This is a genomic window from Tsuneonella aeria, from assembly GCF_009827495.1.
Taxonomy (GTDB): domain Bacteria; phylum Pseudomonadota; class Alphaproteobacteria; order Sphingomonadales; family Sphingomonadaceae; genus Tsuneonella; species Tsuneonella aeria.
Window position 1 is genome coordinate 1,391,832 of the sequence record NZ_WTZA01000001.1, and the last position, 23,672, is coordinate 1,415,503.

The 23,672-nt window shown below is 66.9% G+C and carries 27 protein-coding genes; 14 read left to right on the forward strand and 13 right to left on the reverse strand.

Annotation, left to right across the window (positions count from 1 at the left end; translation table 11 throughout):
• The first annotated feature begins 44 nt into the window (after positions 1-44).
• Entirely contained in the window at positions 45-320 is a 276-nt protein-coding gene (locus tag GRI40_RS06885; protein WP_160610648.1) for a hypothetical protein, read from the forward strand.
• Positions 317-1,471: a cupin domain-containing protein gene (locus tag GRI40_RS06890; RefSeq protein WP_160610649.1), complete on the forward strand. Its 1,155-nt coding sequence runs from the start codon at positions 317-319 to the stop codon at positions 1,469-1,471. The genes GRI40_RS06885 and GRI40_RS06890 overlap by 4 nt, the downstream gene beginning before the upstream one ends.
• Before the next feature lie 10 nt (positions 1,472-1,481).
• Here GRI40_RS06890 and GRI40_RS06895 read toward each other — a convergent pair whose 3' ends face one another.
• The 3 genes from GRI40_RS06895 to GRI40_RS06905 are packed head-to-tail and all read right to left on the reverse strand — an operon-like array spanning position 1,482 to position 4,105.
• Positions 1,482-2,045 (reverse strand): pseudouridine synthase, encoded by a 564-nt coding sequence (locus tag GRI40_RS06895; protein WP_160610650.1) that lies wholly within the window; start codon positions 2,043-2,045, stop codon positions 1,482-1,484.
• Positions 2,042-2,236 (reverse strand): hypothetical protein, encoded by a 195-nt coding sequence (locus tag GRI40_RS06900; RefSeq protein ID WP_160610651.1) that lies wholly within the window; start codon positions 2,234-2,236, stop codon positions 2,042-2,044. Before GRI40_RS06900 ends, GRI40_RS06895 begins: the two co-directional genes overlap by 4 nt.
• A 6-nt stretch (positions 2,237-2,242) precedes the next feature.
• Entirely contained in the window at positions 2,243-4,105 is a 1,863-nt protein-coding gene (locus tag GRI40_RS06905) for an ABC-F family ATP-binding cassette domain-containing protein (RefSeq protein WP_160610652.1), read from the reverse strand.
• Positions 4,106-4,282: 177 nt separating this feature from the next.
• On the opposite strand from GRI40_RS06905, the gene GRI40_RS06910 reads away from it, so the two are divergent.
• The 3 genes from GRI40_RS06910 to GRI40_RS06920 all read left to right on the forward strand — a co-directional run bounded on the left by GRI40_RS06910 (position 4,283) and on the right by GRI40_RS06920 (position 6,951).
• The gene (locus tag GRI40_RS06910; protein ID WP_160610653.1) at positions 4,283-5,518 is read left to right on the forward strand and encodes an LptF/LptG family permease; all 1,236 of its coding nucleotides are present in this window, start codon (positions 4,283-4,285) and stop codon (positions 5,516-5,518) included.
• 8 nt (positions 5,519-5,526) lie between these two features.
• Positions 5,527-6,624 carry an LPS export ABC transporter permease LptG gene (lptG, locus tag GRI40_RS06915; protein WP_160610654.1) on the forward strand — a complete coding sequence of 366 codons (1,098 nt, stop codon included), beginning with the start codon at positions 5,527-5,529 and terminating at the stop codon, positions 6,622-6,624.
• A 66-nt stretch (positions 6,625-6,690) separates the two neighbouring features.
• Positions 6,691-6,951, forward strand: coding sequence for a hypothetical protein (locus GRI40_RS06920; protein ID WP_160610655.1), 261 nt, complete (start codon positions 6,691-6,693; stop codon positions 6,949-6,951).
• Between the two features lie 41 nt (positions 6,952-6,992).
• Here the strand turns inward: GRI40_RS06920 and GRI40_RS06925 are convergent, their stop codons facing one another.
• Entirely contained in the window at positions 6,993-8,162 is a 1,170-nt protein-coding gene (locus tag GRI40_RS06925; RefSeq protein WP_160610656.1) for a fatty acid desaturase family protein, read from the reverse strand.
• Between the two features lie 68 nt (positions 8,163-8,230).
• Here GRI40_RS06925 and GRI40_RS06930 point away from each other — a divergent pair, with 68 nt between their 5' ends.
• From GRI40_RS06930 to GRI40_RS06940, 3 genes are all read left to right on the forward strand, one after another.
• Entirely contained in the window at positions 8,231-9,424 is a 1,194-nt protein-coding gene (locus tag GRI40_RS06930) for a GNAT family N-acetyltransferase (RefSeq protein WP_237489015.1), read from the forward strand.
• Between the two features lie 113 nt (positions 9,425-9,537).
• Positions 9,538-9,972, forward strand: coding sequence for a response regulator (locus tag GRI40_RS06935; RefSeq protein WP_160610657.1), 435 nt, complete (start codon positions 9,538-9,540; stop codon positions 9,970-9,972).
• Between the two features lie 380 nt (positions 9,973-10,352).
• On the forward strand, positions 10,353-11,147 hold the full coding sequence (locus GRI40_RS06940) for a response regulator (protein ID WP_160610658.1): 795 nt from the start codon (positions 10,353-10,355) through the stop codon (positions 11,145-11,147).
• 112 nt (positions 11,148-11,259) lie between these two features.
• Here the strand turns inward: GRI40_RS06940 and GRI40_RS06945 are convergent, their stop codons facing one another.
• Positions 11,260-12,918 carry a CHASE domain-containing protein gene (locus GRI40_RS06945; protein WP_160610659.1) on the reverse strand — a complete coding sequence of 553 codons (1,659 nt, stop codon included), beginning with the start codon at positions 12,916-12,918 and terminating at the stop codon, positions 11,260-11,262.
• 129 nt (positions 12,919-13,047) lie between these two features.
• Between GRI40_RS06945 and GRI40_RS14085 the strand changes: the two genes are divergently transcribed.
• The 3 genes from GRI40_RS14085 (at position 13,048) to GRI40_RS06960 (ending at position 15,187) form a co-directional block, all read left to right on the forward strand.
• On the forward strand, positions 13,048-13,290 hold the full coding sequence (locus tag GRI40_RS14085) for a NepR family anti-sigma factor (RefSeq protein WP_337190515.1): 243 nt from the start codon (positions 13,048-13,050) through the stop codon (positions 13,288-13,290).
• Positions 13,290-13,901: a sigma-70 family RNA polymerase sigma factor gene (locus GRI40_RS06955; protein ID WP_160610660.1), complete on the forward strand. Its 612-nt coding sequence runs from the start codon at positions 13,290-13,292 to the stop codon at positions 13,899-13,901. The genes GRI40_RS14085 and GRI40_RS06955 overlap by 1 nt, the downstream gene beginning before the upstream one ends.
• 89 nt (positions 13,902-13,990) lie before the next feature.
• Positions 13,991-15,187, forward strand: a complete 1,197-nt coding sequence (locus GRI40_RS06960; RefSeq protein WP_160610661.1) for an AI-2E family transporter — start codon at positions 13,991-13,993, stop codon at positions 15,185-15,187.
• A 36-nt stretch (positions 15,188-15,223) separates the two neighbouring features.
• On the opposite strand, the gene GRI40_RS06965 is transcribed toward GRI40_RS06960, so the two are convergent.
• Positions 15,224-15,835, reverse strand: a complete 612-nt coding sequence (locus GRI40_RS06965) for a superoxide dismutase (RefSeq protein ID WP_160610662.1) — start codon at positions 15,833-15,835, stop codon at positions 15,224-15,226.
• Positions 15,836-15,901: 66 nt separating this feature from the next.
• Complete coding sequence (locus tag GRI40_RS06970; RefSeq protein WP_160610663.1) at positions 15,902-17,182, reverse strand: dicarboxylate/amino acid:cation symporter; 1,281 nt, start codon at positions 17,180-17,182, stop codon at positions 15,902-15,904.
• Between the two features lie 126 nt (positions 17,183-17,308).
• Here GRI40_RS06970 and glmM point away from each other — a divergent pair, with 126 nt between their 5' ends.
• Genes glmM through thiD form a run of 3 tightly spaced genes read left to right on the forward strand, consistent with a single transcriptional unit; the run spans position 17,309 to position 19,670 of the window.
• Entirely contained in the window at positions 17,309-18,646 is a 1,338-nt protein-coding gene (gene glmM, locus GRI40_RS06975) for a phosphoglucosamine mutase (protein WP_160610664.1), read from the forward strand.
• Positions 18,646-18,870, forward strand: a complete 225-nt coding sequence (locus GRI40_RS06980) for a DUF1272 domain-containing protein (RefSeq protein ID WP_160610665.1) — start codon at positions 18,646-18,648, stop codon at positions 18,868-18,870. Before glmM ends, GRI40_RS06980 begins: the two co-directional genes overlap by 1 nt.
• The gene (thiD, locus tag GRI40_RS06985) at positions 18,867-19,670 is read left to right on the forward strand and encodes a bifunctional hydroxymethylpyrimidine kinase/phosphomethylpyrimidine kinase (RefSeq protein ID WP_160610666.1); all 804 of its coding nucleotides are present in this window, start codon (positions 18,867-18,869) and stop codon (positions 19,668-19,670) included. Before GRI40_RS06980 ends, thiD begins: the two co-directional genes overlap by 4 nt.
• On the opposite strand, the gene GRI40_RS06990 is transcribed toward thiD, so the two are convergent.
• Genes GRI40_RS06990 through GRI40_RS07015 form a run of 6 tightly spaced genes read right to left on the reverse strand, consistent with a single transcriptional unit; the run spans position 19,667 to position 23,667 of the window.
• Complete coding sequence (locus GRI40_RS06990; protein WP_160610667.1) at positions 19,667-20,539, reverse strand: LOG family protein; 873 nt, start codon at positions 20,537-20,539, stop codon at positions 19,667-19,669. The two genes, thiD and GRI40_RS06990, sit on opposite strands and share 4 nt — an antisense overlap.
• A gap of 57 nt (positions 20,540-20,596) precedes the next feature.
• On the reverse strand, positions 20,597-20,941 hold the full coding sequence (gene mnhG, locus GRI40_RS06995; RefSeq protein ID WP_160610668.1) for a monovalent cation/H(+) antiporter subunit G: 345 nt from the start codon (positions 20,939-20,941) through the stop codon (positions 20,597-20,599).
• Positions 20,938-21,219 (reverse strand): K+/H+ antiporter subunit F, encoded by a 282-nt coding sequence (locus GRI40_RS07000; protein ID WP_160610669.1) that lies wholly within the window; start codon positions 21,217-21,219, stop codon positions 20,938-20,940. The genes mnhG and GRI40_RS07000 overlap by 4 nt, the downstream gene beginning before the upstream one ends.
• Positions 21,216-21,704, reverse strand: a complete 489-nt coding sequence (locus GRI40_RS07005) for a Na+/H+ antiporter subunit E (RefSeq protein WP_160610670.1) — start codon at positions 21,702-21,704, stop codon at positions 21,216-21,218. Before GRI40_RS07005 ends, GRI40_RS07000 begins: the two co-directional genes overlap by 4 nt.
• Entirely contained in the window at positions 21,701-23,329 is a 1,629-nt protein-coding gene (locus tag GRI40_RS07010; RefSeq protein ID WP_337190516.1) for a monovalent cation/H+ antiporter subunit D, read from the reverse strand. Before GRI40_RS07010 ends, GRI40_RS07005 begins: the two co-directional genes overlap by 4 nt.
• Positions 23,326-23,667 (reverse strand): Na+/H+ antiporter subunit C, encoded by a 342-nt coding sequence (locus GRI40_RS07015; RefSeq protein ID WP_160611477.1) that lies wholly within the window; start codon positions 23,665-23,667, stop codon positions 23,326-23,328. Before GRI40_RS07015 ends, GRI40_RS07010 begins: the two co-directional genes overlap by 4 nt.
• Between the last annotated feature and the right edge of the window lie 5 nt (positions 23,668-23,672).

Genomic DNA, 23,672 nt, shown 5'->3' on the forward strand with positions numbered 1-23,672 from the left:
AAGATCGCCTTTGCGCGGGCCAACCGCTCGGCTAGCGCCCCCGCGTGGAACTCGACGATATTCTCATCCGCTATTTCGGCACGGCCTACATTGAAACGCTGACCGCGGCTGCCGAGCACGCGGGGGTGGAGCGCATGCAGGTTGACCTGGGCCTGGAACGCGATCCCGGCAAGCGCTTCGCCATCTGGTCGCTGCTGTACCAGTTCGGCGCCGCGCCCGATCTCGACGCGGTGTTCGCTTCCGCCACCGAGCGGGAGGCCGCCCGCAATTTCATGGACCTGATGGCCGCCGGCGAGGCCGACAGCGGGGACGGCGCATGACGTGGTTCCCCGGCTTCGACGTCGACCGGTTCCTGCGCGAATCCTGGCAGCAAGCGCCGCTGCTGATCCCCAACCCCTGGCCGCGCTGGGAAAACCCGCTGGAGCCCGACGAACTGGCAGGCCTCGCGTGCGAGGAGGATGTGGAATCACGCCTCGTCATCCGGACCGGCGATGGCTGGGCGCTGGAGCACGGGCCTTTCGCGGCCGACCGCTTCGGCGATCTCGGCCGCGAGGCGTGGACCCTGCTGGTCCAGTCGGTGGATCATTTCGTACCCGCGGTCGCCGACCTGCTGCGGCCGTTCCGGTTCGTCCCCAACTGGCGCGTTGACGACGTGATGGTCAGCTATGCCACCGACGGTGGCGGTGTCGGGCCGCATTACGACCAGTATGACGTGTTCCTGGTGCAGGGCCTCGGCAGGCGGCGGTGGCAGGTTGGCGCGCGCTGCGACGGCGGGACGGCGCTCTTGCCGCACGACGACTTGCGCCTGCTGGCGCAGTTCGAGCCGACGCACGAGTGGACGCTCGAGCCCGGCGACATTCTCTATGTCCCGCCCGGCTATGCGCACGACGGCATTGCGGTGGGCGACGATTGCATGACTTATTCGGTCGGCTTCCGCGCGCCGTCCCGCGCCGATCTGATCGCGGACTGGAGCGACCACGCGCTGGAAACGCTGACCGAGGATGACCGCTATACCGACGGTCCGCTGGATCCGAACGCCAACCCCGGCGAGATCGCGCCCGGTGCGCTCGACCGATTGCATGACATGGTGGCCCGCGCGTTGCTGGACCGTGCGGGTTTCGCTCGCTGGTTCGGCGCCTACAGCACATCGCCCAAGCTCCATGCCGCGGAATGGGAACCGGAGGCGCCGCTGTCGCCCCGGGATGTCCGCGCGATGATCGAACGCGCCATTGCGCTGGTCCGCAATCCGGCAAGCCGCTTCGCCTTCGTCCGCCGCGACGGGGGCGAAATCGACCTGTTCGTGGACGGGCGCGCCTATCCGTGCGCCGGACCTGCGGCGGCGTTCGCGGAAATGCTCTGCGCCAGCGAGCAGACCGTGGTTCCGGCGGCGCTGCGGGCCTGCGACGAGATCGTTGACCTGCTGGCCCATCTTGCCAACAGCGGCAGCGTGGCGTTCGACGCGGGGGACTGACGCGCCGGGCTCAGTCCCTCGGCAAGGCCGCCGGGACCGCACGCCACGCGCCGGGCGCAAGGCCATCGACGGACCACGGCCCGATCGCCCAGCGCACCAGCCGCAACGTGGGATGGCCGACCGCGGCCGTCATGCGCCGGACCTGGCGATTGCGCCCTTCCCGGATCGACAGCCGCAGCCAGGTATCGGGCACCGTCATGCGCACCCGGATAGGCGGATCGCGCGGCCATAGGCCGGGGGGATCGATCCGTTGGGCCTCCGCCGGCGCGGTCATTCCGTCCTTGAGCCGCACGCCCCGGCGCAGCGCATCGAGGGCAGCCTGATCCGGCTCCCCCTCCACCTGGACAAGGTAGGTCTTGGCGAGGCGGAAGCGGGGATCGGCGATGCGCGCCTGCATGCGCCCGTCGTCGGTCAGGACCAGCAGCCCCTCGCTGTCGAAATCGAGCCGCCCGGCGGGGTAGACGTTCGGCAGGTCGATGAAAGGGGACAGCGTCGGGCGCGGGCTGGGCGCGCGTGCATCCGTGAACTGCGAGAGCACGCCGTAGGGCTTGTTGAAGAGGATCAGGCGGGTCATGCCGCCGGCCCCGTTATCACCCGGGGGCGCGGAATGCGTTTGCCCTTCGTGCGGCTGGTCAGGTGATAGCGGCCGCATCGGTCGCAGCGGTAATGGCGCAGGGCGATCGCGGCGCCATGCGCGGCCGCGCGGGCTTCGGCTTCGCTGGCGAAGCGCGCCTTGCGGCGGCAGATGCTAAGCCGGGTGCGCATTGGCCGTCACGCGACCTGCCGCTCCAGCCGCTCGCTCGCCTCCATCCAGGCGCTTTCGGCGTCCTCCAGTTCCCGCGCGAATCCGGCCCGCCGCCGCACGAGTTCCCCCGTGTTGACGCCGGCGTGTTTCGCGGATGCCGCGCCGGGATTGGCCAGAGCGTCGTCGATCGACGCGATTTCGGACTGGAGGCGGGCAATGCGCTTTTCCGCCTCGGTCACGCAGCTGCGCGCCTGGCGCGCCGCCTCGCGATCCCGCGCCGTCGACTGGCGATCCTTCTTCGGCTTCGGCGCCTTGCCTTCCCTGGGCTGGTTCCGCCCGAGCACCAGGTCGATGTAATCCTCGATACTGCCGGGATATTCCACCGCCGTGCCGTTATCGACCAGGACCAGCCGGTCCGCGGTCAGCTCCACCATGTGGCGATCGTGGCTGATCAGGATGACGGCGCCTTCGAAATCGTTGAGCGCCTGGACCAGCGCCTCGCGCGCGTCGACGTCGAGGTGGTTTGTCGGTTCGTCCAGGATCAGCAGGTGCGGCGCGTTGCGGGTGATGAGGGCCAGCGCCAGCCGCGCCCGCTCCCCGCCGGAAAGCTTGCCGACCATGGTCGTCGCGCGCGGGCCGGAGAAGCCGAAGCGCCCCAACTGGGCCCGCACCGCGCCCGGCGTCGATCCTTCCATCGCGCGGGTCATGTGCGCCAGCGGGGTGTCGTCGGTGGCGAGTTCTTCCACCTGATACTGCGTGAAATACCCCACCCGCATCTTGCCCGACGCCTGCATCGCGCCCTCCATCGGGGCGAGCTGCGCGGCGAGCAGCCGGGCAAGCGTGGTCTTGCCATTGCCATTTCGGCCGAGGAGCGCGATCCGGTCGTCGGGATCGAGCCGCAGGTTCAGCCGCTGCAGGATCGGCACGTCGCCGTAACCGACCGCCGCCAGGTCGAGCGTGATCAGCGGGGGGCGCAATTCGTCGGGATCGGGAAAGTCGAAGCTGAGGCTGGGATCCTCCATCACCGCCGCGATGGGCTGCATCTTCGCCAGCATCTTGGCGCGCGACTGGGCCTGCCTGGCGGTCGAGGCCCGCGCGCTGTTGCGGGCGACATAGTCCTGCAGGCGGGCGCGCTGCGCATCCTGCGCCGCCTTCGCCGCGGCCAGCTGCGCCGCCCGCTCCGCCCGCTGCCGTTCGAACGCGTCGTATCCGCCGGAATAGAGCGTCAGCTTGCCGTCCTGCAGGTGCAGGATGGTGTCCACGACGTTGTTGAGCAGATCCCGTTCGTGGCTGATCACGATCAGCGTTCCGGGATAGCCCTTGAGGAAATTCTCCAGCCACAGCGTCGATTCGAGGTCGAGGTGGTTGGACGGTTCGTCGAGCAGCAGCACGTCGGGAGCGGAGAACAGCAGCGCGCCGAGCGCCACGCGCATCTTCCACCCGCCGGAAAAGCTGTCGAGCGGCTGCGCCTGCATCGCCTCGTCGAACCCCAGGCCGGTGAGGATGATCGCCGCGCGCGACGGCGCGCTGTAGGCGTCGATCGCCAGCAGCCGGTCGTGAATGTCGCCCAGCCGGTCGGGATCGGTGCAGTGCTCCGCCTCCGCCAGCAGCGCGGTGCGCTCGGTGTCGGCGGCCAGCACGGCGTCGAACGGTGTGGCCGTCCCGCTCGGCGCTTCCTGCGCGATGTAGCCGAGCCGGGCGCGGCGCGGCATTTCGATCGCGCCGTCGTCCGGATCGAGCTGGCCGATGAGCACTTTCATCAGCGTGGACTTGCCCGCCCCGTTGCGCCCGATCAGGCCGACGCGCGCTCCGGGCGGCACCGCGGCCGACACGCCGTCAAGGATCGTCCGGCCGCCCAGCCGCACCGTGATATTGTTGATGGTGATCATTTCGGGCGCGCCCTTAGCAGCGGATCGGAGCTTTCCCAACCTTGCCGCGTTGCCCCGCCCGGGCGACGGCTGCCCCCCGGCATGACGCTGAAGTGTTCCGCGCGGTCCGCGGGGCATGACGGGGCTGCGTTTTACCGCTAAGGGCCCCCGGACCCAGCAAAAAGTCCGCGCGCACCCTTGTCCAGCTTCCTCCCCGCCATCGACCGCTACATCCTGCGGCTGACGATCGTGCCGATGATCGGCGTGTTCGCGCTGGCGGCATCGCTGCTTGTGCTCGACAAGATGCTGCGCCTGCTCGATTTCGTGGCCGTCCAGGGCGGACCCATCGGTGTAGTGTTCAAGATGCTGGCCACGATGATGCCGGAATACGCCAGCCTGGCGATTCCGCTCGGGCTGCTCCTCGGCACGCTGTTCGCCTTCCGCAAGCTCGCCACTACGAGCGAGCTTGACGTGATGCGCGCGGTGGGCCTCGGCTACACGCGCCTGCTGCGGGTGCCCTATGCCATCGCCATGGTCCTGATCGCGATCAACGTGGCGCTGGTGTTCTATATCCAGCCGATCAGCCGCTACTGGTACGAACGGCTGGACTACGAGCTCCGCTCCGGCGCGCTGGGCGCGTCGATCAAGGTGGGGGAGTTCACGACGCTGAAGGACCGGATGGCGCTGCGCATCGAACGCAGCGAGGATGACGGGCGGCGCCTGGTCGGCATTTTCGCGCGGGTCGCCAACGAACGCGACCAGGTGCTGTCGATCTCCGCCCGCGAAGGCGCTTTCCTCGCCACCCGCGACAGCCCGGATACGATCATCCTGCGCCTGACCGACGGGGTCATCGTGCAGGACATGGGCGGGGATTCCACGCCGCGCGTGCTCAGTTTCACGCGCCACGACCTGCCGATCGACCTGCCGGCGATCGCCCAGTTCCGCGCGCGGGGCGATGCGGAACGCGAATATATCCTGCCCGAACTGCTGCGCATCGGCTGGGGCGAGCGGCAGACCACCGACGCCCAGCGCGAAGGCAGCCAGGCGAGCTTCAATTTCCGCTTGGTGGAGGTGGTGATGATGCTGCTGATGCCGCTGCTCGCGGTGGCGCTGGCCATTCCGCCAAAGCGATCGACCAGCGCGCTTGGCGTCTTTGTCGCCATCGTGATGGTCGTCGCCTATCACAAGATCAACCAGTACGCCGAAGATGTCGCAACCCTGGGCCGAATAGACCCCACGATCGCGCTGTGGACGCCGTTCGCGCTGTTCGCGGCGCTGATCCTCTGGATGTACTGGCGGGTCGCATACGTGCCCGGCGGGCAAGCGATCGGCGCGCTCGAGACGGGGTTCGCGAAAGTCGGCAAGACGTTCCGCAGGTTGTTGCAGCGGCGCGGCCGGCGCACCGCCGCACCGGTAGCGGCCGCGGCGGAATAGAGGGCCCGATGCAGTTCGACTTTTTCCCGTCGCGCCGGCTGACGATCTACCTTGCGAAGATGTTCATCGTCCGCATCCTGGCGGTGCTCGTGATGCTGGTGCTCGTCCTGCTGATGCTGGACCTGCTTTCCACCACCGGCAAGATCCTGGAGGCGGAAGGCAATGGCCAGGCGGAGATCTGGACGTATGCCATCTTGCGCGCGCCGCAGCTCGTGGCGCGGTTCCTGCCCTATTCGGTGTTGCTGGCGACGATCATCACGCTCGTGACGCTCAACCAGAACAGCGAAGTCGTGGCGATGAAGGCGGCCGGCATGTCGGCGCACCAGGTGCTGGCCCCGCTGCTGCTGACCGCGCTGGTGGTGAGCGTGGGCAGCTTCGTGTTCAACGAACGCGTCGTCACGCGCGCCACCGCCACGCTGAAAGCATGGGATGCCAACGATTTCCGCGCGGTGCCGGCCGATTCGGGGGTGCGGTCGAACCTTTACCTGACCGACGGCGACAATATCCTGACGGCGGCCAGCGTCGCCGGCAGCGGCGACCAGATGGTCCTGAGCGGCGTCACGTGGTACCGCCGCGCGCCGAGCGGCGCGATCGCGGAACAGATCCGCGCGCCGCGGGCGACCTGGGCCGAACCGGGATGGCGGATGGAGAACGCAGAGCGCTTCGACGTTTCGGCCGCGCGGGCGGGCACCGCCGAAACGGTCACCGTCGCGGCCGGCGTCAGCCCGGAACAGATCGCGCTGGGCGGGGTCGATGCCGATGGCCTTTCGTTCTGGGAACTGCGCCGGTCGATCGCGGAATACGATGCCGCCGGCCGCCGCACCGCGGAACTGAAAGCCAAGTGGTGGCACAAGCTGTCCGGGCCGCTATCGGCCGTGCTGATGCCCCTGCTGGGCGCGGTGGCCGCGTTCGGCCTTGCGCGATCGGGCCAGGTCTTCGTGCGCGCGGTGATCGGCATGGCGCTGGGCTTTGCCTATTTCGTGGTCGACAACGCGGCGCTGGCGATGGGAAATTTCGGCGGATACCCGCCCTTCCTGGCGGCCTGGGCGCCGTTCCTGCTGTTCGCCCTTATCGGAGAGACCGTGCTGATCCGCACCGAAGAGTGAATTGCGGCGGAACTTTGGCAATGCTATCGGGTTGTGGGGATTAGCCCACTCTTGGAGTTTCCTAGCATGAAGAAATTTGCCCTTCCCGCCTTGGCCGCTGCTCTCGCGCTTTCGGCTTGCGCCGACAGCACTCCGGAAGACACCACGGCGACCGACACCACCGTGACCGAGCCCATGCCGGTCGACACCGCAATGGCGACCGACCCGATGGCCACCGACACCGCGATGGCGACCGATCCGGCTGCAACCGCCACCGATCCGGCCGTGACCGCGACCGCCACTGCTACTGCCACCACGACGCCGACCACCGAAGCGACGCCGCAGTAATCAGTCGTCACGCACCCCGCGCTTCCGGCGCGGGTGGCGAACTAGGGGGCTGTCTCGAGAGAGGCAGCCCTCTTTGCATGCGCGGCAGGGGGCGTCGCCTCACCCTGCCCCGCTGCCCGAATTCCATCGCGCCGCCGCATCGTGCTGCCCGCGATCCGCCCGACCAGCGGCAAGAGGCCGCGATGATGCGCCCGGCCATATGTCGCCTGCGCCCCTTCATGTGCCGAAATGCGGCGATGGGCCTCCGCCAGCGCGTGATAGGGAAGCGAGGGCAGCAAGTGGTGCAGCGCGTGGTAACGCAGGCCCACCGGCGCCCACAGCGCCGCGATGAACCCGGGGGGCGGCACGTTGACGGTGTCGAGATACTGCGCCGTCACGCTCATCGGTTCCCCTTCGTTTTCCCAGAGATGCGCCACCAGGGTGCGCAGTTGGTTGAGCACGGCGACGGCAGAGAAAACCGCCAGAGCCACGGCGATCGGCCGCCAGCCGACGATCATGATGCTGGCGATCAGCATCATGGCCCACAGCGCGGCGCCGGTTTCCAGCAGGATGAAGCGCTTGCGGTCCTTTGGATCGGCCGGGCGCCGCCGGAATTCCGGGTTGATCGCCAGGGTCGAGAACCGTTCCCAGTTCATCCGCCGCACCGCCGGAAACAGCAGGCCGAGCGGCGCCAGGATGCCGTACCGTATAACCAGCGCCGGCGGTGCCAGCAGCGCAATCAGCAGGAACACGGGGAGGCTCCACGGCTTCATCAGCGCGAGCGGCAGGTATTCCGGATCGTCCCGCGTGCCATAGCGCTTGCGGGAATGGTGGATGGTATGGCCGTCCTCGTACATGAAGGACGGGGTCAGCATCGGGATGCCGACCAGGAGATTCCACGTCGTGCGGAAGCCCGGCAGCGCATCGCGGTGGAGGTGCGTCAGTTCGTGGATGAACAGCAGGGCGCGGTACAGCGCCAGCGTGGCCACGACACCCAGCACGATGCTCAGCCAGGTGGCCGGCGCAAGGATCGCTCCTGCCAGCGCGCCGTATCCGAGGGCCGCGGAACCCAGCATGTCGGCCCAGTAGATGCGCGGGTTGGCCGTCGCGATATCGCGGGTCAGCTCCGCCGCGGCCCGCAGCAGGGCGCGGTCATCCTCGTTCCGCGCGCCGGAATAGGCCGCCGCGGGCGCGGGCTTGGCGGCTGGGAGTGGCGAGGTCGTCGTGGTCATTTATGCTTTTCCGAACGCGGAGCGCGTCCTATCCGCGCGGAGCCTAGCGGCTTCGCGCATGACGCGAAATGAACAAGAGGCGCGAACGCTCGATGCGAAAGATAGAGGTCACCCCGGTAACGAACAAGCGCGAGAGGGCGCAATTCGTCGATCTCAGTTATCGGCTGAATGCGAACGATCCCAACTGGGTGGCCCCCTTGCGGTCGGAAGCGCTGGAACTGGTGACCCCGGGCCGCAATCCGTTCTTCGAACACGCCGACGTCGCTCATTTCATCGCAAGGGAGGACGGTCGACCGGTGGGGCGCATCTCCGCGCATATCGACCGGCTCGCCCTCGCCCAGCCGCCCGAACAGGGCATGGGGCCCGGCACCGGTAACTGGGGACTGCTGGAGGCGGCGGACGAGGATGTCGCCCACGCCCTCATCCATCACGCCGAGGATTGGCTGCGCGCGCACGGCATGAACCGGGTGCTCGCCCCGCTCGGCATGTCCGTGTGGGAAGAACCCGGACAACTCGTACGCGGGCACGATCATCCCCCCACCGTGATGATGGGACACCAGCCGCGCAGCCACGCCGACTGGATCGAAAGCGCTGGCGGCTATGCCCCGGCCAAGTCGCTGCTGACGTACGAAATCGATATCACGAAGGAATTCCCGCCGCTGATCCAGCGGATCGTGGCCGCGGGGGAAAAGAACCCGCGCATCCGCATCCGCAAGGTGAACAAGGCCCGGTTCGATGACGAAGCGAAGCTGATCCTCGATATCCTGAACGATGCCTGGTCGGACAACTGGGGTTTCGTCCCCTTCACCGAGAGCGAGATCGCCTACGCCGGAAAGAAATTCCGGCCGATCGTGTTCGAAGACCTGATCATGGTGGCCGAATACGATGGCGAGCCGGTCGCGTTCATGATGACCCTGCCCGATCTCAACGAAGTGCTGGCGCCGCTGAAGGGCCGCTTGTTCCCGATGGGTTGGCTGCGCGTGCTGCGCTGGATGCGGCGCCCCCGCGTGCGGACGATGCGGGTGCCGTTGATGGGCGTCGTGAAACGGCTCCAGTCGTCGCGCATGGCCAGCCAGCTTGCCTTCATGATGATCGAGACGATCCGCCGCAACGCGATCGCCAACTACGGCGCCAGTCGGGGGGAGATCGGCTGGATTCTCGACGACAACCAAGGGATGGTGGCCATCGCCGACGCGATCGAGAGCCGGATCAACCGCGAATACGTTATCTACGAAAAATCGCTCGTGCCCAGCGGCGCGTAAGCCGCTCGCCACGGATCGGCGCAAACTGGCGTCGTGGCGGGAACGGGCCCCGCACGTCGCCGTTCGCGGGATACCGGTCGGACATGTCGGCCGGGCAGGAGTCAGGAACCAGGATGGCCAAGCAGCCGGTAAGAACGCGCGGCGAGAAGATCGCACTCGGCTCGATCCTCCTGGTCGAGGACGACCCCCTGATTGCAATGGCGATCGAACAGGCGCTGCTCGATGGCGGCGCGTCGTCGGTGACGCTGTGCCGCACCACCGAAGAGGCGCTGGCGGCCCTGCGCGATGCAAAACCGGACGGGCTCGTGCTCGACGTCCACCTGGCCGACCGCGACGACGGATGGGCCCTCGCCGAGCTCGTCAACTCGGTCGGCCCGAAGCCGCCCCGGATCGTCTTTTCGACCGGTGCCCCGCAGGACATTCCGCCGGAAATCGCGGAACTCGGGCCTGTCCTTCAGAAACCCTACGACCCGGCCGCCCTCATCGCCGCGCTGAGCGAACCGCCCAAGGCGGGCCTGCTTGGCCGGATCAAAAGCGCCCTCACCTGAGTCCGGTCAGCTTGAGCGAGCCGGGGCCCAGGCTCGGCCGCGCGAAGCATAAAAAAAGGCCTCCGCTCTGTTCGAGAGCGGAGGCCCTTCGGGATCGTATCACCAGCCGCTTGGACGGGAGGGGGGGTCTCGGCGGTGACACAGCTAAAATGATCGATCACGATCGGTGTTCCCGTCCGTGCGAAAATTTTTCGGTTTGTCGCTGACCCGGCGTCGAAGCACTGTAAAATAACGGTTTTATATGCGCGCGATGTGCGGGAGGGGCGCGACCGCCGATGTGCGCCGCTGCCGCCCGCCGATGACGGTGAAATCAACGCGGGGTTGCGGAACCTTCGCCAACGGACCACGTTAATCGCGCGAGAATCACGGGAAGGGAATGCATGTCGCTCGGGGATCAAGTTGCTGCCAATCTGCCATATCTTCGCCGCTATGCGCGCGCGCTCACCGGGTCGCAGCAGACGGGCGACGCGTTTGTGCGCGCCACGCTCGAGGCCGCGCTCGCTGACGAGGATCTGAAGGCCTCGCTGTCGGGTGGCCGCGTGCCGCTGTACAAGGCGTTCAACAAGGTCTGGTCCAGCGCCTACATGGAAATCGGGCGCGACGAGAGCGAGGGGAGCGGGCACGAAACGGTCGCCCAGGATCGCCTCAGCGCGATTACCCCGCTCGACCGGCAGGCGCTCCTGCTGACGACGCTGGAGGATTTCTCCATCCCCGAAGCAGCCGAAATCATGGAGATCGATCCGGCCGACATCGAAACGATGGTGCAGCAGGCGATCGCCGAGATTGACCGTGAATCCGCCACTACTGTGCTCATCATCGAAGACGAGCCGCTGATCTCGATGCAGCTGGAAGACCTCGTGCGTTCGCTGGGTCACGAAATCTGCGGCACGGCAGCCACCCGCACCCAGGCGCAGGAAGTGGTGGCCGAGTGCACGCCGGGCCTGGTGCTGGCCGATATCCAGCTCGCCGACGGATCTTCGGGCCTCGACGCAGTGGACGATATTCTCGCGATCGACAGCGTGCCGGTGATCTTCATCACCGCCTATCCCGAACGGCTGCTGACCGGGGACCGCCCGGAACCGACGTACCTCGTGACCAAGCCGTTCCAGGAAGCGACCGTCCGCGCGGCGATCAGCCAGGCGCTGTTCTTCGGATCGAGCCGCCCGCTCGGCTGACCGGCAAGAGGTTCATGGCAACGAAAAGGGGCCTTCGCGGGCCCCTTTTTTGTGCGCGGTCCGGCCGTGCACGATCCGGCCGTGCACAATCCGGCTCTCGGACCCCGCGGCGTTACCGGGCCGCCGCAAGCGCCCGGCGGCGAGCCCGCAGCTCAAACTCGCTCCGCGGCCGCACCGGCACGTGAAGGGTGCACGTTACCCCTTCGGGCCGGAATTCCAGCTCAACCGGGTTGCGCAGCTCGTGCGCGACGATCTTTTCGATCAGATCGGTGCCAAAGCCGCGCGATCGATCCTGCGGGACCGGCGGCCCGCCGCTTTCGACCCACCGCACGCTGGCCAGATCGTCCCGGTCGAGCGCCCAGGTGATGCGGACCTTGCCCCCCGCGGTGGACAGGGCGCCGTACTTCGCGGCGTTCGTCGCGAGCTCATGAATGGCCAGGCCCAGCGACAAGGCATCGTTGGGCGCCAGGTCCACGGACGGGCCGGCCAGTTCCAGCGCGCCTTCCGCCCGCGCATAGGGCGCAAGCTCCGCCTCGACCACCGCGCGGATCGGCGTGGTGCCCCATTCCGATTGCGTCAGCAGGTCGTGCGTGGCGGACAGCGCGCGGATGCGGCCGTCAAGTCCTTCGGCGAATTCGTCGAGGTTGGTCGCCCGCCGCCGTGTCAGGCTGACGATGGACAGGACATTGGCGAGGGTGTTCTTGACGCGGTGGTTCAGCTCGCGCGTCAGCGTGTCACGGATCGAGTTCTGTTCGGCCAGCCATTCGAGCGACTTCTGGTCCTCGATCGCCTGCTGCGTCAGCAACCGCGCCACGATCATCAGCAGGCTGGCGACCAGCAAGCCGAACAACAGCGTCAGCAGCGACAGGATCGACAGGTTCGATCCCCGCTTGGACTGGACTTCGAGCACCATTGGCCGGTTGGCGATGACGATGCGTTCGACCAGCGTGCGCCCCGGCCTGTCCGTCGCCCCGATCGCTGCGATCAGGTTGCTGCCCGACACGTTCCCGTCAAACAGGCGAATTCCCATGTCGTTGCGGGTCTCCTGCTGCAGGGCGGTCGACAGGAACGCGTTGGCGTTGAACGGGCTGTAGATGAACCCCTTCAGCCGGCGCGCGTTATCGCCGTGCATATAAACCGGCATGTAGATCAGGAACCCGGGGGAATTGAGGTCGGCCTCCTGCACCAGGACCACCTTGCCGCTGGCGGTGGGGCGCATCATCCGCTCGGCCTCGTCCATCGCGGCGCGGCGGACGGGTTCCGAATACATGTCGAACCCCAATGCCCGGCGATTGCGCATCGTATCGGGCAGCAGGTAGGTGATCGGGGTCATTTCCATGCCCGGCCGGCTGGGCGCGGGGCGCACCGACGGAAAACCGGGGATCTGTTCCCGTATCCGGCTCTCGTAAGCGGGAATCTCGTCGGCGGTGATCATCTCGGCCCAGCCGATCCCTTCCGCCCCGCGATAATCGGAATCAAGCCGCAGTTCGCTCACGAAGCGGCGGAACAGGGCCTCGGGAACCGCATCGACCGTGCCGAACAGGGCCGCGCCCGCCCGCAGATAGGCCGCCGAGGTATTGCCGCGCCGTTCGATCGCCGACGCGATGGACTTGGCCGTTTCGACAAGACGGGCCTCTTCGCGCCGCCGTTCGCCCCGCTCGATCGCGAAGACGCTGAGGGCGGTGACCGCCGCGATCAAAAGGAAAATCGCCAATGGAGCCGCGCGCGGGTACGTAACCAGGAAGCGTCTGGTGCTCCGCGGGCGGATCATGTTTTTACTCAAGAATTGCCCCGCATCTGCCGTCAGCCACCCTCCCAGACTCGATGGCCAAGGTTTCAAAGGGAACAAAGAAAGTGCGTCTTCGTTCCCTGCGGGTGAATCTGCTATTATGTGGGCGTTTTGGGCGCGCCTGCCATTCTCGGCAACGACACCATTTTTATGTTGGGCATCAATTTGAACAAGCAATCGGATAACCAGTCGCCGGCTGTTGGGGGCATTGGCGGTGTGAAAATGAAAAAATCCAAACCTGCCGGTAAGCCGGGCTGGGCCAACGGCTTGCGCCAGATTTACGATTCCGTCGTGGACGAACCGCTGCCCGACAGTTTCACGGACCTGCTGGCGAAGCTGGACCGCGGAAACTGATGTCCGACGGCAATCGGACGCCTTCCGAAAAGGCGGATTTCAAACGCGATCTCACCGCCGTGGTGCCGCACCTTCGCGCGTTCGCGCGCGGCCTGTGCGGGCGCCCCGACATGGCGGACGACCTGGTGCAGGAAACGCTGCTCAAGGCCTGGGCCGCGCAGGAACGGTTCGAACCCGGCACCAGCATGCGCGCCTGGACATTCGTGATCCTGCGCAACGCCTACCTCACCGACATGCGCCGCAATCGCTTCCGCGGCGATTACGATGAATCGGTGGCCGAACGCATTCTCACCGCGCCAGCGGGGCAGGAAGAACCCATCCACCTCAGCGATATGCGCCGCGCACTGCTGACCTTGCCGCCCGAACGGCGCGAGGCCCTGCTCCTGGTGGGCGCGGGGGGCTTTTCCTATGAGGAGGCGGCCGAAATCTGCGGCTGCGCCGTCGGCACGATCAAGAGCCGGGTGGGCCGCGCACGCGCCGCCCTTACCTCGATGCTCGATCAGGGCGACATCCCGCAGCGTTCGATCGAAGACGTCGGCGCGCACCGTGCACTGCTGGAAGAACTGGACCTGGTGGCGGCGGGCAACGGGGTCAGCGAACCCACGCGTTGAAGGCTTGATCGGGCCGGGCCGGCGGTCCACGTTGCGGGTCACCCGAACCCGTCGTCCGAACCGATCATCTGTGGGGGGCAAAGTTCATAATGAACGAGGGACCAGGCAGCGCGCCAGCGGGTGAGCCGGCGGTGCGGAAGGCGCGCATCACGCGCATGACGTTCGCCGCGCAGGAATTGCGCCTCATCTCCGCGCTGGTCGTTATCCTGGGGCTGGGGCTGTTTCTTGCGCTGCCATTCGTGCTGTCCATCGGATCGGTGGTCTTCCTGCCGCTTGTCACCGCCCTGATCCTCACGATTGTCCTGTCCCCGCTGGCGGACAAGCTGGCCGGGTGGGGCCTGCCCAACGTGCTGGCTTCGCTGGTGGCCTTGCTGGCGCTTTTCGCGATCCTCGTCCTGGCGGGCCTGCTGATCCTGCAGCCGGCGATCGTGCTGTTCGATACCCTGCCGGCCGTGATCGACCAGATCGGCCAGCGCTTCGCCGAATTGCGCAACCAGTTCGCCTGGCTGGCGGCGGCGAACGACCGCCTGGCCGAGCTGACCGGCCGTTCGGGCAACGAAGTGGTCGTCGCAACACCGTCCTTCCTCGAAGAATTCGCCTACGCCACGCCGAGCGTGGTGCTGGAAGTGCTGCTGACGTTCCTGATGACGTTCTTCATGGTGGAGGCGCGCGTGCGCCTGCGTCGCCGCCTGCTTCTCGAACGGACCGATTTCGGCGCCAGCATCAAGGCCGCCCGCGTGATACGCGATGTGCAGGACCGGGTGGCGGCCTACATCCTGACCGTGACGTGGATCAACGCGCTGGTCGGCCTGGTCGTCGGCCTGGCCGCCTGGGCATTCGGTATGGACGCGCCGGTGATGTGGGGCGGGCTCGCCGCGATCCTGAATTTCCTGCCCTACATCGGCCCGCTTGCGATGACCGCGATCCTGGCGCTGTACGGCGTCGGCACGGCGGAAACGGCACTGGTCGGCATCATCCCCGCAGCGGCCTACCTTGGCCTGCACACGGTGGAATCGAACGTTTTCACGCCGTCCATCCTGGGCGCGCGGTTCACCATGAACCCGGTGATGATCCTGCTGGCGTTGAGCTATTTTTCCTGGATCTGGGGCGTGTTCGGCGCGCTCTTGTCCGTGCCGATCCTGCTGACGCTGACCGCGTTCTTCGACCATGTCGGGCGCCCGAACCTGATCGGCTTCGTTTTCGGCGAGCCGCTGTTCCCACTGTCGCCTGCGGGCGAAGCGGACGATCCGGCCCCGGCGGAACAGCAGACGGCCCGCCCCGCCTGAACGGAGCGGGCCCGCAAATGCCCCGTGGGGTTCAGTTCAGGCGGGATATTTCCATGTGGTTCCGCGGGCGAGGTTTTCCGCGGCGAAGGCCCAGTTGAGTTTCTGATCCACCACCGCGTCCAGGTAACGCGGGCGCAGGTTCTGGTGGTCGAGATAATAGGCGTGTTCCCACAGGTCGATCACGAGCAGCGGGTTGGCGTCCTTGTCCGCAAAGGTGTCGCCATCGTGCGTCTCGCCGATCTCAAGCTTGCCGCCCCGCTCGAGCAGCCAGACCCAGCCGTTCGAGAAGTGACCGACGCCGCGTTCCTTGAGCTGCTTGGCAAGTTCCTCGACCGATCCGAACGAATCGTCGATCATGCGCTTCAGTTCGTCCGACGGGGTGCCCGCGCTCTCGCCCAGCGAATGCCAGTAGAACCCGTGGTTCCAGCTCTGCGCCGAATTGTTGAACAGGCCCTGGTTGGTGCCGCGCGCGGTGGCGATCACCGTTTCGAGGTCGGCGTCGGCAAGTTCCGTGCCTTCGATCGCGGCGTTGGTCTTGTCGATGTAGGCCTTGTGGTGCTTGCCGTGATGGAAGCTCAGGGTTTCGGCGCTGATCGCAGGTTCCAGCGCCGTATCGGCATAGGGCAGCGGCGTGACTTGAAAGGCCATGGTTTTCTCCCGTGGTCGGATGATGAAGACGTACGTCGGGTTCGATACACCAATGCACGCCGGACGCTAGGGTTGCAGCGCGGCGCCGGATTCCGCTTCCACTTTGCGATCGACCGCCGCCGCCAGCGCGGTGTCCAGCGTGACGTTGCCGATGGTCCGCATCAGGTCGGGCATCATTTCGACCGCGACCAGCAGCGCCAGGGGACCGATCGGCACGCCCATGGCCAGCGCGATCGGGCCCACCGAGACGACGAAGCTGATCGTGCCGGGCAAGCTGACGGAACCGATCGCGATAATGACGGCGACCGCAACCCCGGCGGCCAGCGCCGCAGGGGTCAGCTCTACCCCGGCAAGGTGCGCGACGTAGATCGCCACCGCCAGGTTCATCGCCGGGCTGGTCGCGCGGAAGATCGCCACCGCCAGCGGCAGGACGAATTCGGCCGTCTCCTCCCGCAGCTTCAGCCGCCGGGCGGCGTCAAGCATGGCGGGGAGGCTCGCAAGCGAGCTTTGCGTGGACAGGGCAACGGCTTGCGCCGGCACCAGCGCGCGGAAGAAACGGTGCGGAGCGATCCCGCCGACGAGCCATGCGAGCATATATCCCGCGATCAGGACCACCGTGCCGGCGGCGACGACGATGAGGATATAATGCGCCAGAGTGGCGAAGGCTGCACCCCCGCTCGCCGCGCCTACGCCCACCGCCAGCGCGAACACCCCAATGGGCGCGACCCACAGGACGGCGCCGATGATCAGCAGCATCGTGTTGGCAAGCGCGCGGAACACGGCCAGCAGCAGGTCCCGCTGCGCCGCCGGCAACCGCACGAGCGCCAAAGCGAACGCCGCGAAGAACAGCGTCAGCGGCAACATGGCGGTCTCCGCCGCAGCAGCGATGATATTGGGCGCGATCAGCGATTCGACGAATGCGGCGAGGCCCGGCACGTCCTGCGCCGCGCCCCCGGCGGACAGAACCCCCGCCGCCGCCGACGGGGGCGGGAACATGTCGAGCAGGAACGGGATGAAGGTCACGCTCGTCACGCCGGAGAACAGCAGGACGGCAAACACCCAGCCCAGCATTCGCCGCGCAACTGCACCGGCCATCGCCGCCTGCGATATCTGCGCGATTCCCAGGACCAGGAGGGCCGCAACCAGCGGCACGATGGTGACCTGCAGCGCGCGCAGCCACAAGGTGCCCACCGGGGCCGCGATCGCCAGCACGCCTTCGCTTGCGCCGCTACGGGCGACCAGCAATCCGCAGACCAGGCCCGCCACCAGGCCCAGGAGCGTCCACCCCGCCGGAATCCTGACTGTCACCAGTTGCCGTTCGGCGCGCGTTTCGACCGTGTTGTCCATCGGCGCGGACGATAGCGCCTTCGCCGCGCCGCACCAGAGGCATGATCGTGCCATAACCGGGTGACTTTGCAGCACCTTGGCGGCAAAGCGGGCGGAACAGGCAGCAAAGGGTTGGACGCTTTCGCAATGGCACGCAAATTCTTCGGTACGGACGGCATCCGCGGCCGCACCAACGCCGGCCATATGACCGCCGCGGTCGCGATGAAGGTCGGCCAGGCCGCCGGGCGCCATTTCCTGCGCGGCGATCACCGCCACCGCGTGGTCATCGGCAAGGATACGCGGCTGTCGGGCTACATGCTGGAAAACGCGCTCGTCGCCGGGTTCACCAGCGTGGGCATGGATGTGGTCATGACCGGCCCCCTGCCCACCCCGGCCATCGCGCTGCTGACGCGCGAGCTGCGCGCCGACGTTGGCGTGATGATCAGCGCCAGCCATAACCCGTTCGAAGACAACGGCATCAAGCTGTTCGGCCCCGACGGTTTCAAGCTGTCGGACGAGGACGAGCTGGCGATCGAGGCGCTGCTGGATGCCGAACCGCTGCTTGCCGACGCACCCGCAGTGGGCCGTGCGCGCCGGATAGAGGATTCGCGCGGCCGCTACATCCACGCGGTCAAGCAGTCGATCGGCGCGGAGGTGCGGTTCGATAGCTTGCGGGTCGTGGTCGATTGCGCGAACGGCGCGGCGTACCAGGTCGCCCCTTCGGCGATCTGGGAACTGGGCGCGCACGTGATCCCCCTGGGCGTCAGCCCCAACGGCACGAACATCAACCGCGACGTGGGCTCCACCTCGCTCGACGCGATCAAGGCCAGGGTCGTGGCCGAAGGGGCGGACATCGGCATCGCTCTCGACGGGGACGCCGATCGCCTGATCGTGGTCGACGAAAAGGGCGAGACGGTCGACGGCGACCAGATCATGGCGCTGATCGCATTGCAGATGATGCAGGCCGGAACCCTGAAGGGCGCGGGCATCGTCGCCACGGTAATGTCGAACCTGGGGTTGGAACGGTTCCTGGGCGCCCATTCGCTGACGCTGGAACGCACGAAAGTGGGGGACCGCCACGTCCTCGAACGGATGCGCACCGGCGGCTTCAACCTGGGCGGGGAACAGTCCGGTCACATGATCCTGCTCGATCACGGCACCACCGGCGATGGCACCGTCGCAGCGCTCGGCGTGCTGGCTGCGCTGGTCCGCGCGAACCGGCCCGCCAGCGAGCTGCTGCACATGTTCGAACCGGTCCCCCAGCTTCTCGAGAACGTGCGGTATTCCGGCGGCCGTCCGCTGGACGATGCCCGCGTGAAGGCCGCAATCGCCGATGCGGAGGCGGAGCTTGCCGGCCGCGGCCGCCTGGTCATCCGCGCATCGGGCACGGAGCCGCTTATCCGGGTGATGGCGGAAGGCGACGATGCCGCGCAGGTCCGGCGCGTGGTCCAGGGAATCTGCGAGACGGTAAAGCAGGCCGCCTGATGCTGGAGATGCGCCCCGATTGCGAACGCTGCGGAACGGACCTTCCGGCCGATGCGCCCGGTGCCTTCATCTGCAGCTTCGAGTGTACGTTCTGCGCCGAATGCACTGATGCGCTGGACGATCGGTGCCCCAATTGCGGCGGCGAGCTGATGGACCGGCCGACCCGCGCCGCCAGCCTCCTGGGTAAATTCCCCGCGTCTGCCGAGCGGAAGTATCGCGGATGACCCCCGCCCACGTCCCGCGGGTCCTGTCCATCGCCGGGTCCGACAGTTCGGGCGGGGCGGGAATCCAGGCCGATATCAAGACGGTGACGATGTTGGGCGGCTACGCCATGACCGCGATCACCGCGATCACCGCGCAGAATACCTGCGGCGTCCAGGCCGTTCAGGCGCTTGGCGCGGACTTCGTCGGCGCGCAGATCGAATCCTGCCTGTCGGATATCGGCGCCGATGCGGTGAAGATCGGCATGCTGGGCTCTCCGGAAATCGCCGCGGCGGTGTTGCAGCGGCTGGAAACCTTTGCCGGACCCGTGGTGTTCGATCCCGTCATGGTGGCAACCAGCGGCGGCGTGCTGGCAGACGATGCGACGATCGCCGCGTTCGCGCCCCTGATGAAGATCGCCACCCTCGTGACGCCGAACCTTCCGGAGCTCGCCGCGCTCACCGGCATGGCCGTGTCCTCTCACGAGGAGATCGCTGCTGCGGCCCTGTCTCTGGCCCGCGAACACGATTGCGCGATCCTGGCCAAGGGCGGCCATGCGGAAGGGGACCGGGTGCTCGATACGCTCATCCTGGCCGATGGCGACTTCGCGAGCTTCGGGGACGCGCGCATCGACACGCGCCACACCCATGGGACCGGCTGCACCTTGTCGAGCGCGATCGCCACCATGCTGGCCCACGGGCAGCCGCTGCCGCACGCGGTGCGGCTGGGCCGGCGCTTCGTGCGTGCGGCGATCGAAGCCGCGCCGGGCCTTGGCGCGGCCAACGGCCCGCTGGGCCACCAGGCCGTGCGGAGCGGGCGCTAGTCCTGGATGTCGTAGAAGCCGGCGATGTGGCCCCAGGCCTCCTCCGCCGTCTCGCACCAGCGGAACAGGTTGAGGTCGTCCCGCGAGATCACGCCTTCTTCCGCGAACGCGTCCCAATCGATCACCCGGGTCCAGAAATCCTTGCCGAACAGCAGGATGGGCATGGGCTTCATCTTGCCCGTCTGGATCAGGGTCAGAAGCTCGAAGAATTCGTCGAACGTGCCGAACCCGCCGGGGAACACGGCCACCGCCTTGGCCCGCAGCAGGAAGTGCATCTTGCGCAGGGCGAAGTAGTGGAACTGGAAGCTGAGATAGGGCGTGACGTACTGGTTAGGCGCCTGTTCGTGCGGCAGCACGATGTTGAGCCCGATCGATTCCGCACCCGCCTCGCTCGCGCCGCGGTTGGCCGCTTCCATGATGGACGGCCCGCCGCCTGACGTGATGACGAACTGGCGCTTCCCATCCTGCACGATCGCCCGTTCGCTGACCATGCGGGCCAGGCGGTAGGCTTCGTCGTAATACTTCGCCTTCGCCGCAAGGCGTTCCGCGACCACGCGGTTTTCATCGGTGGCGTTCTTCAGCAGCGCGTCGACATGGTCAGGGGATGGAATGCGGGCGGATCCGTACATTACCAGCGTGGACCCGACCCCCGCTTCGTCGAGCAGCATTTCCGGCTTCAGCAGTTCGAGCTGGAACCGCACCGGGCGCAATTCCTCCCGCAGCAGAAAATCGGTGTCCCGAAATGCCAGGCGATAGGCGGGATGGCGTGTTTGCGGGGTGTCGGGCGTGGCCTTGTCGGAAAAGGCGACTTCCTGGTCGGCGCCGTAAAACTTGCGACCGGTAAGGTCGCGTTCTTCTCTTTCAGTCATTCCCGCCGCCCTACCCGCTGGCAGGTCAACCCGCAACGGCCAAGCCGCCCGGCCCGGTCACCGCGATGGCGGCATCCGGTCGTCGCTCTCCGCGCTGTCGCGATACAGCGCGGCGCGGCCAAGAAGCATGAACGTGACCGGCGTGGTCAACGTCACGAACACGACTATCAGGACTTCATGCACCGACGGGCGTGCGCGCAGCACCGAGAAGCAGACGATGGATGCCGCGGCAATAAGGACCACGCCCATGCTGCTGCCAATCGTCGGCGGGTGGACCCGGTCATAGAAGCTGCGCATGCGTACCAGCCCGATCGATCCGATCAGCGCTGCAATCGCACCGCCCAGAAGCAGGATGCCCGTAACAAGGGCCGCCCATTGCGGAAGATCGGGTGCCTGGATCATTCGATCACTTCCCCCCTCATCAGGAATTTCGCGCAGGCCACGGTCCCCACGAACCCCAGGAGGGAAACGATCAGGGCCGATTCGAAATAGAGCGTGCGCCCGGTCTGTATGCCGAACGTGATGAGCAGGAGCATCGCGTTCACGTAGAGGGTGTCGAGGCCGAGAATGCGATCCTGCGCCCGCGGGCCCACCGCGACACGCCAGGCCGCACAGCACATCGCGATCCCGAGAAGGACCTGCGCCAGCGTGATCGTCCAGGCGAGGGCGGTGACGGTCATGGTTCGAATATTCGCTGCAGCAGCGTTTCGTAGCGCTGCTTGATCAGGCGGCACCATTCCGCCTCGTCGACCAGATCGAGCACGTGCACCAGCAGTTCGCTGCGCGCGCGGTTGTATTCGACCCACATCGTGCCCGGCGTCGCGGTGAGGATGAGGGCAAGGACGGTCAGCCCGAAGGGGTCCCGCAGATCGAGCGGCAGGCGCACGAAGCCCGACACGCGCTGCCCCTGAGGATAGAGGGCGATCCGCATCACCGCGAAGTTGGAGCGGATGACATCGACCAGGACCATGCCGAGCAGCCGGACCATGGCCCCGAAATCGCGCGGTTTCGATCGGGTGGGGGCAAGGCGCACGGTGGACTGGACGACCATGAACGCGACGAGCGCGCCGAGCAGCACTTGTCCCAACGAGAACGACTGCGTCAGCAGGAGCCACATGACGAACAGGCCCGCGCCGAGCAGCGGATAGGGCATCAGCCGTGTCATGTTGACGCCCGATCCTTGTCCGGAAGCACCTTGAGCACGGCCTGGATGTAGCCTTCCCGATCGTAGAGGGAAATCGCGGTCCGTTCCATGTACCGCATCACCGGCCCGGCAAAGATCGTGAGGCCGAGGCAGACGCCGAGCAAAATCCCGACCGGCGCCGCTTCGCTGACGCGCAGCGGCGGCTTGTTGACATCGGGCGTCCACAGCAAGTCGATCCCCGCGCGCGTGGTGGAGATCAGGATTGCCAGGCCCGAGACGATGAGCAGACCGATCAGCCACCACGATGTCGCGGCGATGTTCTCCGACAAGTCCAGCAGGCCGTCGATCATCGCGAACTTGGCAAGGAAACCGGACAATGGCGGCAAGCCCGCCATGAGGAGCACGCTGAACACGAAACCGCCGCCGAGCACCGCGATCGTCGCCGGGATCCGCGTCCCGATCTCGCTTTCTTCCTGCTCGAGCACGCGGACTTCGGTTTCCTCGTCATCGAAGACGGGCTCCCCGTCGATCAGGTCCACCGTGCGCGCATCGGCGCGTTCGACCAGTTCCATCAACAGATAGAACGCGGCGAGCGCCAGCGTCGAGCTGACCAGGTAATAGAGCGCGCCGCCAAGCACCTGGCCGCGCCCCGCCCCGATCACGCCCAGCAGCGATCCCGACGATATGAGTACCGAATAGCCGGCGACACCCGCCAGGCTGCGTGCCGCAAGCACGCCGATCGTGCCGAACGCGAGTGTCGCTATCCCGCCGATCAGCAGCCATTCCTCCCCGAAATTGATCGCCCATCCGCCTTCCTCCCCGAACAAAAGCAGGTAAATCCGCAAGACGGCGTAGATCCCCACCTTGCTGAGGATCGCGAACAATGCGGCTGCGGGCGGGGATGCAGCGGCATAGGTCCGGGGCAGCCAGAAGCTGAGCGGCCACATCCCGGCCTTGATCAGGAACGCTATTCCAAGGATCGCCATGCCGCTTTGCAGAAGGGCGATATCGCGCGCCGGGACGGTCGCGATGCGATAGGCGAGATCGGCCATGTTGAGCGTGCCCGTCACGCCGTAGATCATCGCGGTTCCGATGAGGAAAAGCAGCGAGGCAAGCACGTTCACCGAAACGTAGTGCAGGCCCGCCTTGACCCGTTTCTCCCCCGAACCGTGCAGCAACAGGCCGTACGATGCCGCCAGCAGCACCTCGAAGAACACGAACAGGTTGAAGATGTCGCCGGTCAGGAACGCGCCGTTGAGCCCCATGAGCTGCAACAGGAACAGCGCGTGGAAGCGCGGCCCGACCCGTTCCCATCGCGCGGTGGCGTAGATCATCGCGGCGAGCGCGAGGGTCGCGGCAAGGATCAGCATCAGCGCGGACAGCCAGTCCGAAACCAGCACGATGCCGAACGGCGCGGGCCAGTCGCCGATCAGATAGGCGCGCGTGGCGGGCGCGCCCTCCAGTCCCACGGCAACGATCCGCAGGAGGAGGATGATATCGATCACCAGCACGGCCAGGATCGTGGCGATGCTGACGACATTCTTTGCCGTGCGCTGGCGCTCGCTGGTCAGCAGCATGATCGCGCTGGTCAGCAAGGGCAGGAGGATCGGCATGACGATCAGGTGGTCGAGCGGCGTACTGTTCACTCGCCCTCCTCCTCGCCGTCGACATGGTCCGTTCCGGTCAGCCCGCGCGAAGCCAGCAGCACCACCAGCAGCAGCGCGGTCATCGCGAAGGATATGACGATCGCGGTCAGCACGAGGGCCTGAGGCAGGGGATCGTCGTACAAGGCAGGGTTCGCCGCCCCCTTGCCCACGATCGGCGGGGCATCGACCCGCAGCCGACCCACCGCGTAGATGAACAGGTTCACCGCGTAGGACATCAGCGAAAGCCCGATGATCACCTGGAAGGTGCGCGGACGCAGGATCAGCCAGACGCCCGAGGCGGTGAGCACTCCGATGGCCAGCGCCAGGACCAGTTCCATCTGCA